Annotated in this window: 10 protein-coding genes; 2 read left to right on the top strand and 8 right to left on the bottom strand. The window is 62.8% G+C overall.

All coding sequences use genetic code 11. The features are described 5' to 3' along the window. Positions 1 to 226: 226 nt before the first annotated feature. From ATY02_RS04080 to ATY02_RS04045, 8 genes are all read right to left on the bottom strand, one after another. Entirely contained in the window at positions 227 to 994 is a 768-nt protein-coding gene (locus ATY02_RS04080; protein ID WP_068577009.1) for an SDR family oxidoreductase, read from the bottom strand. An 816-nt stretch (positions 995 to 1,810) separates the two neighbouring features. Next, positions 1,811 to 2,527 carry an ABC transporter ATP-binding protein gene (locus ATY02_RS04075; RefSeq protein WP_068577007.1) on the bottom strand — a complete coding sequence of 239 codons (717 nt, stop codon included), beginning with the start codon at positions 2,525 to 2,527 and terminating at the stop codon, positions 1,811 to 1,813. Beyond that, positions 2,524 to 3,396: an ATP-binding cassette domain-containing protein gene (locus ATY02_RS04070; protein WP_068577006.1), complete on the bottom strand. Its 873-nt coding sequence runs from the start codon at positions 3,394 to 3,396 to the stop codon at positions 2,524 to 2,526. Before ATY02_RS04070 ends, ATY02_RS04075 begins: the two co-directional genes overlap by 4 nt. After that, the gene (livM, locus tag ATY02_RS04065) at positions 3,393 to 4,688 is read right to left on the bottom strand and encodes a high-affinity branched-chain amino acid ABC transporter permease LivM (protein ID WP_068577002.1); all 1,296 of its coding nucleotides are present in this window, start codon (positions 4,686 to 4,688) and stop codon (positions 3,393 to 3,395) included. The genes ATY02_RS04070 and livM overlap by 4 nt, the downstream gene beginning before the upstream one ends. A 2-nt stretch (positions 4,689 to 4,690) precedes the next feature. Continuing rightward, the gene (locus ATY02_RS04060; protein ID WP_058433480.1) at positions 4,691 to 5,605 is read right to left on the bottom strand and encodes an ABC transporter permease subunit; all 915 of its coding nucleotides are present in this window, start codon (positions 5,603 to 5,605) and stop codon (positions 4,691 to 4,693) included. Positions 5,606 to 5,766: 161 nt separating this feature from the next. Next, the gene (locus ATY02_RS04055; RefSeq protein WP_068577000.1) at positions 5,767 to 6,903 is read right to left on the bottom strand and encodes an ABC transporter substrate-binding protein; all 1,137 of its coding nucleotides are present in this window, start codon (positions 6,901 to 6,903) and stop codon (positions 5,767 to 5,769) included. A gap of 363 nt (positions 6,904 to 7,266) precedes the next feature. Then, positions 7,267 to 8,550 carry an NAD(P)/FAD-dependent oxidoreductase gene (locus tag ATY02_RS04050; protein ID WP_068576998.1) on the bottom strand — a complete coding sequence of 428 codons (1,284 nt, stop codon included), beginning with the start codon at positions 8,548 to 8,550 and terminating at the stop codon, positions 7,267 to 7,269. 74 nt (positions 8,551 to 8,624) lie between these two features. Beyond that, complete coding sequence (locus ATY02_RS04045; RefSeq protein WP_068576996.1) at positions 8,625 to 10,115, bottom strand: aldehyde dehydrogenase family protein; 1,491 nt, start codon at positions 10,113 to 10,115, stop codon at positions 8,625 to 8,627. A gap of 170 nt (positions 10,116 to 10,285) precedes the next feature. On the opposite strand from ATY02_RS04045, the gene ATY02_RS04040 reads away from it, so the two are divergent. Continuing rightward, positions 10,286 to 11,179 (top strand): LysR family transcriptional regulator, encoded by an 894-nt coding sequence (locus ATY02_RS04040; RefSeq protein ID WP_068576994.1) that lies wholly within the window; start codon positions 10,286 to 10,288, stop codon positions 11,177 to 11,179. A 128-nt stretch (positions 11,180 to 11,307) separates the two neighbouring features. Further along, positions 11,308 to 12,522: a nicotinate phosphoribosyltransferase gene (gene pncB, locus ATY02_RS04035; RefSeq protein ID WP_068576993.1), complete on the top strand. Its 1,215-nt coding sequence runs from the start codon at positions 11,308 to 11,310 to the stop codon at positions 12,520 to 12,522.

Below are 12,522 nucleotides of genomic sequence, written 5' to 3'. Positions count from 1 at the left end.
AAATTTAGGGGAGGAATTCTAGCGTGCTTCGGCTTCGGCAAGCTGAAACGAATCAGCCTATGTATTTCCGAGTGCGACCGGCCCCCCCCTGCGAAGCGGTTGGTCCGATCGCAGGGGCATGATCATGAGCGTCATGGAAGGCCCTGCGGACCTTGGCGCAGCTTCGCCAGCTCAGCAGCGGCTACAGGAGTGCAGTGCACTGCCCGCGAAACTGCGCCGTGACAGGTCAGGCCTTGGCGTTGCGGTCGATGGCGAAACCGGCCCAGGACTGGCTGACCGGCATCAGTTCCAGGCTGTTGATGTTGACGTGGGCCGGAGTGTTCATGACCCAGAAGATGGTCTCGGCGATGTCCTCGGGCTGGATTGGCTCGGCGCCGGCGTAGGTGGCGTCATAACGGGCCTGGTCACCGCCAAAGCGCACCAGCGAGAACTCGCTTTCGCACAGGCCAGGCTCGATATTGGTCACCCGCACGCCGGTGCCCTGCAGGTCGCAGCGCAGGCTCAGGGAGAACTGCTTGACGAAGGCCTTGGTGCCGCCATACACGTGGCTGCCGGGGTAGGGATAGTTACCGGCGACGGAGCCCAGGTTGATGATTCCGGCACCGCGACCATGGGCGATCAGCCGTGGCAGCAGCAGGCGAGTGCTGTACATCAGGCCCTTGATGTTGGTGTCGACCATGGTGTCCCAGTCGTCCAGCTCACACTTGGGCGCAGGGTCCGCCCCCAGGGCCAGGCCAGCGTTATTGATCAACCCGCGCAGCTTGGCAAAGGATGGGGGCAGGTTGGCGATGGCATCCTCCATGGCCTTGCGATCCCGTACGTCGAGCACCAGGCCATGGACCTCGGTCTGCTTGGAGAGCTCCGCGCATAGGGCATCGAGGCGATCCTGGCGACGACCGGTCAGCACCAGCGACCAGCCGGCCTCGGCAAAGCGCCGGGCACAGGCCTCGCCAAAACCGGAAGTCGCGCCTGTGATGAACAGAGTGGAAGTCATGGTGTTCTCCTTGCTGGGGGCGGGCCGCCATTTCAATAAAAAAACGTTTCGCAGCATGCCCGGGCCGGCCCCGGGCAGCAACCGGACCGTTCATCTGCCGACTATCCGTGCGAGCGACACCCAAAAGAGCCGCAGGACCTGTACAAAAAACGCCCAATAGCCGCAAAACCGCTACCCACGTGGCCTGCAGCCAAGTGCACGCACCTTATCCACAGGCCGGTCCACAGTCTTTGGGGGCAACTGCCAAATACCCAAAGCCGCGATCCACAAGGCCTGCGCCGACAAATGCAAAGTTTTTCGCTTGACCTGGGCAAACACTCCATGCAGCCGCGACCGGAAAAGATGACCGAGCGGTCAAACTCCAGAAGGCCAGAGGCCAGCAACGACGCTGTCCCGGGAGTTCTTTCCAGAGTTTAATCACAGACTTATCCACAGGCTTATACAAGGCACCCTAGACACCTCGCTGCGACAATAAAAAGGTTGACAAAGTCGTTCTCAAGATCGCCAGAAATAGCTGATCAAAAAACACCCAGCACCTTGAAAGCCACGTGTTTCAAGGCTTTCAGCCAGCTACTCCCACGTTACCCACAGCCCGCTCCACAACAAACGGGGACAAGTCAAAACAGTGAAAAAACAACTGTTTGCAGCCTCTTCATGCGGCGTTTTGGCAACTTGCCCAAGAGGTTTTCCACAATTGTCGGACGCAAATCGGCAGCCATTGCGCGGCCAGGCCCCAAAATGAACCTGAAGCTGCGGGTGTGGATAAAAAAGGCCCCGCCGGTGCGAATCGGCGGGGCCCTTTTATCCACAATGGGATCAGTGACCGCCCAGGTAGGCGTTGCGCACCTCCTCGTTGACCAGCAGTTCCTTGCCACTACCGCTCAGGCGGATCTCGCCGTTGACCATCACGTAAGCGCGGTCGGACAGCTTGAGGGCATGGTTGGCATTCTGCTCCACCAGGAAGATGGTCATGCCGCTGGCCGCCAGCTCACGCAGGGTGGCGAAGATCTGCTTCACCACGATCGGCGCCAGGCCCAGGCTCGGTTCATCCAGCAACAGCAACTTGGGCCGGCTCATCAAGGCCCGGGCGATGGCCAGCATCTGCTGCTCACCGCCGGACATGGTCATGGCCCGCTGGTTGCGCCGTTCCTTGAGCCTGGGGAACAACTCGAACATGCGCTGCATGTCCTCGTTCGCGTACTTGTCGCCGATGGGGATGGTGCCCATCAGCAGGTTTTCCTCCACGGTCATGTCGGGGAACACCCGGCGCCCTTCCGGAGACTGGGCAATACCGTTGGAGGCGATGTAGTGGGACGACTTGTGGGTGATATCCACGCCGCGGTACAGAATCTGCCCGGATTCGGCCCGAGGCTGGCCGAAGATCGACATCAAGAGGGTCGATTTGCCGGCGCCGTTGGAGCCGATCAGGCTCACGGTTTCTCCTTCGTCGATATGCAGCGAGACTTTCTTCAGCGCCTGGATCGGCCCGTAGTACACGTCCAGGTCCTTGAGTTCGAGGATAGGTTGAGTCATGCCAGCTCCTCTTCGTCGGCACCCAGGTAGGCAGCGATGACCTTCGGATCGTTGCGGATCGCCTCCGGCCCGCCTTCGGCGATCACGTTGCCGTGATCCAGCACCACGATGTGGTCGGAAATGCTCATGACCATGCCCATGTCGTGCTCGATCAGCACCACGGTCAGGTCGTGCTCATCGCGCAGCAGCCGGATCATCGCACTCAAGGCTTCGGTCTCCTGCGGGTTGAGGCCGGCAGCCGGCTCGTCGAGGCAGATGATCTGCGGCCGGGTACACATGGCCCGGGCGATCTCCAATCGGCGCTGCTGGCCATAGGAGAGCTCGCCAGCCAGGCGGTTGGCGCAGTCCACCAGGTCCACCACTTCCAGCCAGTAGAAGGCCTGGTCCAGGGCATCGCTTTCCGCCTTGCGGTAGCCCCGGGTATTGAGGATGCCCGCCAACAGGTTGCGGTTGACCCACATGTGCTGGGCCACCAGCAGGTTCTCCACCACCGACATTTCCTTGAACAGGCGAATGTTCTGGAAAGTCCGCGCCAGGCCGGCCCGGTTCACCAGGTGGGTACCGCCGAACATCTTGTAGTAGAGGCGGCTGGAAAAGCTTTTCGGCGACACGAAGTCACTGGCTCGGAACGACTCGCCCAACAGCTTGATGACGTTGGTCTGCTGGCCCCGGGTATTGAGCTCGATACGCCCGCCGGAAGCCTTGTAGAAACCGGTCAGGCAGTTGAACACCGTGGTCTTGCCCGCACCGTTGGGGCCGATCAGAGCGAAGATCGAATTGCGCTTGACCTTGAGGCTGACGTCGCTGAGGGCCTTGATGCCACCGAAGTGCATCATCAGATTCTCGACCGAAAGAATGTATTCGCTCATGGCGCGCTCCTTGGGGTCAAAACACCTTTGCGCGGAGTCACCCCGGTACGGCTGATGCGGATCAAGCCGCGCGGCCGCCAGATCATCATCAACACCATGAGGATGCCAAACAGCAGCACCCGATACTCGGAGAAACTGCGCAGCAGTTCAGGCGCCACGGTCAGTACGAACGCGGCGATCACCACGCCCACGGTGGAGCCCATGCCCCCCAGTACCACAATGGCGAGGATCAGCGCCGACTCGAAGAAGGTGAAGGACGACGGGTTGACGAAGCCCTGGTAGCTGGCGAAGAACACCCCGGCCAGGCCCGCGGTGGAGGCACCGAGGGTAAAGGCCGAGAGTTTCACCAGTACATGGTTCAGCCCCATGGCGCGGCAGGCGATCTCGTCTTCGCGCAGGGCCTCCCAGGCTCGGCCTACTGGCATGCGGGTCAGCCGGTGCTTGATGTAGAGCACCAGCAGCACCACCAGGAACAGCACGATGTAGATAAACAGGAACTTCAGGTTGGGGTTGTATTCCAGGCCAAAGAACTCATGGAATGGCACTCCGCCGTCCTTGGCCTTGCGCCCGAACTCCAGGCCCATGAACGTCGGCGAGGGCACCGGCATGCCGTTGGGGCCGCCGGTGAAGGACAGCCAGTTATTGAGCACCAGGCGAATGATCTCGCCGAACCCGAGGGTGACAATGGCCAGGTAGTCGCCGTGCATGCGCAACACCGGGAAGCCCAATATGCATCCCGCCAGCGCCGCGGCGATCGCCGCCAGGGGCAGCACGGTCCAGAAGCCCAGGCCCAGGTACTGGTAGCCCAGGGCCAGGCCATAGGCGCCAATGGCATAGAACGCCACATAACCCAGGTCCAGCAACCCGGCCAGGCCCACCACGATGTTCAGCCCCAGGCCCAGCAGCACGTAGATCAGCCCGAGGATGACCACGGTCAGCAGGTACTTGTTGGCGAAGAACGGAAAGACGATGGCGATCACGATCAGCGCCGGGATGATCCAGCGCAGCCGCGACTTGTAGTCCGGCGCCAGCACATGCACGCCTGAGCCGGTGCTTTCGAAACCCTGGAGGATCTTCAAGCCCTTCGGGGTCTGCAGGAACAGGCTCAGGGCCAGGCGACCGGCCATGACGATGGCCACCAGCCAGGCGACCCGGGTCGGTTCCAGGTTGAAACTGTAGCCATCGAGCACCACGCCCACGATGGGGCCGAACACGATCAGCGAGATCAGCCCGGCGAGCACGGCGTCGATGACGCTCTTCTTGATGTCGATCGGTTTATTGGCAGCAGACATACTTACACCTTCGCCACGAGTGGGCGACCCAGCAGGCCTTGGGGACGGAAGATCAGGATCAGCACCAGCAGCGAGAAGCTGAACACGTCTTTGTAGTCGGAGTTGATCAAGCCGGAGAACAGCGACTCGGAGATGCCGAGGATGATCCCGCCGAGCATCGCCCCGGGCAGCGAGCCGATGCCGCCGAGTACCGCTGCCGTGAAGGCCTTGATCCCGATGACGAAGCCGGCATAGAAGTCGAAGGTGCCGTAGTTCATGGTGATCAGCACCCCGGCCAGGGCCGCCATGGCGGCGCCGATGACGAACACGTAGGAAATCACCCGGTCGGTGTTGATCCCCAGGATCGAGGCCATCTTGCGGTCTTGCTGGGTGGCCCGGCACATGCGTCCGAGCTTGGTGTACTTGATGATGTAGGTCAGCAGCGCCATGCCGGCGAATGCCGCCACCAGGATGAAGATCTTGGTGTAGGTCAGCTGCACGAAACCGCTACCAATGTCGACCTTCCAGGCCCCGGCCAGCAGGGTAGGCACGCCCTGTTGCTTGGCGCCCTGGCTGATTTGCGCGTAGTTCTGCAGGATCAGCGAGATGCCGATGGCACTGATCAGCGGTGCCAGGCGGGTGGAGTTGCGCAGGGGTTTGTAGGCGACACGCTCGATGACCCAGCCGTAGATCCCCGTCACCACGACGGTGAAGATCAGGGTGCCGAGGATGAGTAGCGGGAAGGATTCGATGCCGAAATAGGCCAGCAGGGCCAGGCTGATTGCCGCGAGGTAGGCGGAAATCATGTACACCTCGCCGTGGGCGAAGTTGATCATGCCGATGATGCCATAGACCATTGTGTAGCCGATGGCGATCAGACCGTAGACGGACCCGAGGGTCAGTCCATTGATCAGTTGCTGCAGGAAAATACCATCCATAACGCAATCTCACGGACTTGAGAGACGGCACAGGGCGTCAACGCCGGACAGGGATCACCGGTCCGCGCAACACGTCCGTTGTGCAGCTCTACGAGAAAAGGCAAGTACTGCACGAGTACGGACCGATACCAGGGGCCGGTATCGGTCCGCGCGGACTCATGTCACTTCTGTTTTTCCAGCTGGTGGTATTTGCCGTCCTTGTCCCACTGATAGACCACGTAGTCGGAGATCTTCAGGTCGCCCTTGGCGTCCCAGGCCTTCTCGCCCATCACGGTTTTCACCGGGTTGGCCTTGAGCCACTTGGCAGCGTCCTCGCCCTTGTTGGACTTGGCGCCATTGAAGCCGGCGGCCAGGGCCTGGATCGAGGCGTAGGCATACAGGGTGTAGCCCTCGGGCTCGGTACCGGCCTTGCGGAAGGCGTCCACCACGGCCTTGCTGTCAGGCAGCAGGCGTGGGTCGGCGCCGAAGGTCATGTACACGCCATCGACGTACTGCGGGCCACCGGCGGTGGTCACCAGCTCGTCGGTGACGATGCCGTCGTCGGACATGAACTTCACATCCTTCAGGCCCTGCTCGCGCAGTTGGCGCACCAGCGGGCCGGCCTCGGGATGCAGGCCGCCGAAATACACCACATCGGCACCGGCGGCGCGGATCTTGGTGACCACGGCACTGAAGTCCTTCTCGCCCCGAGTCAGGCCCTCATACAGCACCGGGGTCACGCCGCGCTTGGTCAACTGCGCCTTGGTCGCATCGGCCAGGCCCTGGCCGTAGGTGTCCTTGTCGTGCAGTACCGCGACCTTCTTGCCCTTGAGCACATCGATAATGTAGTCGCCGGCGACCACGCCTTGCTGGTCGTCACGCCCGCACATGCGGAACATCGCCGACAGGCCGCGCTCGGTGACCTGGGGGTTGGTGGAGCCGGGAGTGATGGCAATCACCCCGGCATCGCTGTACACCTCGGAAGCCGGGATGGTCGAGGAGGAGCAGAAGTGCCCGACCACGCCAGCCACCTTGTCCTGGTCCACCAGGCGGTTGGCCACTGCGACCGCCTGTTTCGGCTCGCAGGCGTCGTCGCCCTTGACCAGGACGATCTTCTCGCCGTTGACCCCGCCCTTGGCGTTGATTTCGTCAGCCGCTGCCTGTGCACCCTTCATGTACTGCTCGCCGAAAGCCGCATTGGCGCCTGTCATGGGACCCGCTACGCCGATCTTCAGGTCGGCTTGAGCAAACGCAGAAACACCCAGCGCAGTTGCCACTGCGAGGGCCAGAAAGCCTTTCTTGTAAAACGTCTGGGACATGAGGTGATGCTCCAAGGTTTTTTTAGTTGGCACTGCGACTTCACATCAATGCTCAGAGCAAGCGCCGTGCCAGTGGTTTTTTATTCTTAAAAAAGTCGCTGTCTTATTGTTATTTCGACTGTTTCGAGCCCATTTTCATTGGGCGTGCAACCGTCTAAACCGCGGAAGGTGAAACCTTGTATTTCAATGGGTACAACCCATGAGTGCCATCATTGCAACCGCGACACAATTCAACGTGCAACCCTCTTGTAACAGCCCGCGTCACCGAACTGCACACCCGTGGTGCGCAACTGCTACGAGCCGCACCACTACAGGCTAGTCGCTGCATCGAAAAGCGTCGTTAACGGCTGTCTATTTCCTCATTCAGATAACGATGCGCAGGCATTGGCCGGCGTGGTAGAGGGAGAATCCGGCCTCGTACAGGCAACTGCGCAAGGACGCCCCTGCCAAGGGTTGCATGGGCGCGAAGGGAATCGGCAGGGCCTGTGGGTCGCCGTTACACAGGTAGTCAGCGAAGGCCTTGCCCACTACGGTGCCGGTGGTCACCCCACGGCCGTTGTAACCGGTGACGGCCACCAACCCCGGGGCCGGCTCGAACAGGCGCATCAGGTGGTCGGGGGTGAAGGCGATGCAGCCGGTCCAGGTGCACTCCCACTCCACGGGCTTGAGGTAGGGGAAGTAATGCTGCTGCACCCGATCGGCCCAGGCCTTGAGGAACCACAAGGGTTTCTGGTTGCCGTTGCCCAGGCTGCCCAGCAGCAACCGGCCCTCGGCGTCCCGGCGGATGCTGCTCAGCACCTGGCGGGTATCCCAGGAACCCTGGCCACCGGGCAGGATCTGCTGGGCAGCCGCCTCGGTCAGTGGCACCGAGGCCACCTGGTAGTAGTAGCCTGGGAAGAAATTGCGCCGCAGTTCGGTCCAGTCGCCCTCGGTGTAGGCGTTGGAAGCGATCACCACTTGCTCGGCCAGCACCGAACCCTGGTCGGTCTGCACCGACCAGCGCTGGCCCTGGCGTTCCAGGCGGGTTACCGGGGAGTGGTCGAACAACCGGCCGCCCAGGTCGGCCGCGGCCTTGGCCAGGCCGCTGACATAGGCCATGGGGTTGATGGTCCCGGCCCGGCGATCGAGCAGGGCCGCAGCGATCTTCCGGGTCCCGGTGGCGGTTTCGCAGGCCGCCCCGGTGAGCAACTCCACCGGCGCGCCCCGACGCTTCCATTGCTGCTCGCGGCTGCGCAGGTCGGCCTCGCCCCGGGCGTTGTGAGCCATGTGCAGGGTGCCCTCACGGCGCAACTGGCAATCGATGCGGTACTTGTCCACCAGGCTGAACACCAGCGACGGCGCCGCCCCAAGCATGCGATTGAGCTGGCTGCCGACTTGTTCGCCGAAACCGGCCTCGATCTCGTCCGGTGGAATCCACATGCCGGCATTCACCAGGCCGACGTTACGCCCCGAGCCCCCCTGCCCGACACGCTGGGCCTCCACCACGCAGACCCGCTTGCCCTGTTCCAGCAGATGCACCGCCGCCGACAAACCGGTGAAGCCGGCACCGATGATGCAGACGTCCGCCGTCTGTTCACCCCGCAGCGGTGCGTGGTCAGGCCGTTGCGGAGTCAATCGTTCCCATAGACATTGTTCTTGTAGTGCCATCGCCAACTCCGAAATCAACCCACATGGACCAACCGCCCCTGGCACGCCCGGCTGGCAGGCGTGCCACGCGGGGCTCAGTCGAAGGTAATGCCCTGGGCCAGCGGCAACTCGCGGGAGTAGTTGACGGTGTTGGTCTGGCGGCGCATGTAGCCACGCCAGGCGTCGGAGCCGGACTCGCGCCCGCCGCCGGTTTCCTTCTCGCCACCGAAGGCGCCACCGATTTCCGCACCGCTGGGGCCGATGTTGACGTTGGCGATGCCGCAGTCGCTGCCCACCGCCGACATGAACCGCTCGGCCTCACGCACATCGGTGGTGAAGATGCACGAGGACAGGCCCTGGGGCACGGCGTTGTTCAGGCGCAGGGCCTCGTCGAAGTCCTGGTAGCCGATCACATAGAGGATCGGGGCGAAGGTCTCGCTGCATACCACGTCGCTCTGCTCGGGCATTTCCACGATCGCCGGCGACACGTAGTAGGCGTTGGGGTACTGGTCCTGCAACTGGCGCTGGCCGCCGAACACCCGGCCGCCCTCGCTCAGGGCCTGCTCCAGGGCGTCCTGCATGGCTTCGAAGCTGTGCTTGTCGATCAGCGGGCCGATCAGGTTGCCTTGCAGCGGATGGCCAATGCGCACCTTGGCATAGGCGGCCTTGAGGCGAGCGACGATCTCCTCCTTCACCGATTCATGGGCGATCAGCCGGCGCAGGGTGGTGCAACGCTGGCCGGCGGTGCCGACGGCGCTGAACAGGATCGCGCGTACGGCCATGTCCAGGTCGGCGCTGGGCCCGAGGATCATGGCGTTGTTGCCCCCCAATTCAAGAATGCTGCGGGCGAAGCGCGCGGCGACCTTGGGTGCCACTTCACGGCCCATGCGGGTGCTGCCGGTGGCGCTGACCAGGGCCACACGGGGATCGTCCACCAACGCGGCGCCCGCATCGCGGCCACCGATGATCACCTGGCTCAGGTACTCAGGGGCGTCCTGGAAGTTCTTCAGCACCCGCTCCAGCAGGGCATGGCAGGCCAGGGCGGTCAGCGGAGTCTTTTCCGAGGGCTTCCAGATCACCGGGTTACCGCAGACCAGGGCCAGGGCGGTGTTCCAGGACCAGACCGCCACCGGGAAGTTGAAGGCGCTGATCACCCCCACCACCCCCAGTGGATGCCAGGTTTCGCGCATGTGGTGACCAGGGCGCTCGGAGGCGATGGTCAGGCCATAGAGCTGGCGCGACAGGCCGACGGCGAAGTCGCAGATGTCGATCATCTCCTGCACTTCCCCCAGGCCTTCCTGGGTGATCTTGCCGGCCTCCCAGGACACCAGCTCGCCAAGGTCGGCCTTGTGCTCGCGCAGCACCTCGCCGAATTGACGTACCAGCTCGCCACGACGAGGGGCCGGGACATTGCGCCAAAGGGCGAATGCATGCTCGGCGCGACTGACCTGCTGCTCCACTTCGGCGGCACCCTGCCAGTTCACCGCGGCGATCCGGCTGCCGTCGATGGGCGAATGCACAGGGTGTGCGCCCGACTGGTAGAGGGCCGGGTTCACGCCCAGACGATCAAGCAATGCGGCAACCATGGGTGACTCCTTACAAATGGCAAGCGAAAGACCAGGACCGCCGTAGCGGTCGTCGAGACCTGTAGTTGTAGCTGGCCGCAGACTTGCCAACAAACGACCTTTAAGCGAGATATCATTCCGTTTATTCATGCTGGAGCGGCCCCCGGCACCGATAAGAACAAGGACAAGCCATGCTGAACAAACGCTACCTGCCATCGATCACGGCCCTGCAATGCTTCGAGGCCGTGACCCGGCACCTGAGCTTCACCCGCGCGGCCGAGGAACTGAACCTGACCCAGAGCGCGGTGAGCAAGCAGGTGGCGCAGTTGGAGGAACTGCTCCAGCACTTGCTGTTCCGCCGCGTACGCCGGCGCCTGCAACTGACCCCGGCCGGCGACCTGTACCTGGTGGAAGTGCGCAAGATCCTCACCCAGGTGGAAATGTCCACTCACTACCTGCGCTCCTACGGCGGCGAGACCGAAGTGCTGCGGGTCTCCACGCCCTACACCTTCGGCGCGCGCTGGCTGGTGCCAAGGCTCAAGGGCTGGCGCCTGCGCCATCCGCATATCCACCTGGACCTGTGCAACGAACAGGAGCCCGACGAATTGCTCCAGGGCCACAGCGACCTGGCGTTCTACTTCGGCCAGGGCGCGCGCCCCGGTACCGAGAGCCTGAAGCTGTTCAGCGAGGAGCTGGTGGCGGTATGCGCCCCCGACAGCCTGCCGGCCGAACCGCTCACCGATCCCCGGCAGCTGGCCGACCTGGTGCTGCTGCAGAACGCCTCGCGCCCCCAGGGCTGGCACGAGTGGTTCGAGCAACAGGGCTACCAGACCGAGCACAGCTATCACGGCCCGCGCTTCGAAACCTTCTACATGTGCATTCGTGCCGCCCAGGTCGGCTGTGGCGTGGCCCTGCTGCCACGGTTCCTGGTGGAGGAAGAGCTGGCCGAGGGCAAGCTGGTGATCGCCTGGGAATACGCCATGCCCAGCCAGGATGCCTACTACCTGGCCTACCCCGAGCATTCGGCGGAAGTCCCCAAGGTCCGCGACTTCGTGCGCTGGATGCTGGAGCGGATCGATCAGTAGTCGTCCGATATGAACCCAGGCGCGAAAAAAAACTGGCAAAGCCCAGGACGTCTATGCGCCACTAGCGCCTTCACTGAAAGAGCTGAGCGCCGCACCTGTCAGTCGCGGCCAGCATGGAGATTCCCATTATGAGCGAGAGTGTGTTTGCCGATCGCATCGTGCAGAACCTGCTCGACACCGACTTCTACAAACTGACCATGATGCAGGCGGTGCTGCACAACTACCCCAACGTCGAGGTGGAATGGGAGTTTCGTTGCCGTAACAGCGAGGACCTGCGGCCCTACCTGGCGGAGATCCGCTACCAGTTCGAACACCTGGCCGAGCTGAGCCTGAGTGCCGACCAGTTGGGTTTTCTCGAGCGCATCAGCTTCCTCAAGCCGGATTTCCTGCGTTTTCTCGGGCTGTTCCGCTTCAACCTGCGCTATGTGCACACCGGTATCGAGAACGACGAGCTGTTCATCCGCCTGCGCGGCCCCTGGCTGCACGTGATCCTGTTCGAAGTGCCGATGCTGGCCATCATCAGCGAGGTGCGCAATCGCTACCGCTACCGGGAAGTCCAACTGGTGCAGGCCCGCGAGCAGCTGTACCGCAAGTTCGACTGGCTGACTGCCAACGCCAGCAGCGAAGAGTTGTCCGAGCTGCAAGTGGCGGATTTCGGCACTCGCCGGCGCTTCTCCTACCGAGTCCAGGAAGAAGTGGTGAATGTGCTCAAGCACGATTTCCCCGGGCGTTTCGTCGGCACCAGCAACGTGCACCTGTCCCGGGAGCTGAACATGAAGCCCCTGGGCACCATGGCCCACGAGTGGATCATGGCCCACCAGCAGTTGGGACCACGGCTGATCGACAGCCAGATCGCCGCCCTCGACTGCTGGGTCCGCGAATACCGGGGCCTGCTGGGCATCGCCCTGACCGACTGCATCACCACCGATGCTTTCCTGGGGGATTTCGACCTGTTCTTCGCCAAGCTGTTCGACGGCCTGCGCCATGACTCGGGGGACCCGATCCTCTGGGCGGAAAAGGCCATCGCCCACTACCACAAGCTGGGCATCGACCCGATGAGCAAGACCCTGGTGTTCTCCGACAGCCTGACCCTGCCCCGCTCCCTGGAGATCTTCCGGGCGCTGCGCGGGCGGATCAATGTCAGCTTCGGCATCGGCACCAACCTGACCTGTGACATCCCCGGTGTCGAGCCGATGAGCATCGTGCTTAAAATGGCCGCCTGCAATGGCCAGCCCGTCGCCAAGATCTCCGACGAAGCGGGCAAGACCCATTGCAAGGACCCGAACTTCGTCGCCTATTTGCGCCACGTTTTCCAAGTACCTGCCCAACCTGGCAAGGAGTGA

The organism is Pseudomonas sp. BIOMIG1BAC, from assembly GCF_001705995.2.
In the GTDB taxonomy this organism is placed as follows: domain Bacteria; phylum Pseudomonadota; class Gammaproteobacteria; order Pseudomonadales; family Pseudomonadaceae; genus Aquipseudomonas; species Aquipseudomonas sessilinigenes.
This window is presented reverse-complemented; position numbering and strand designations above follow the sequence as displayed.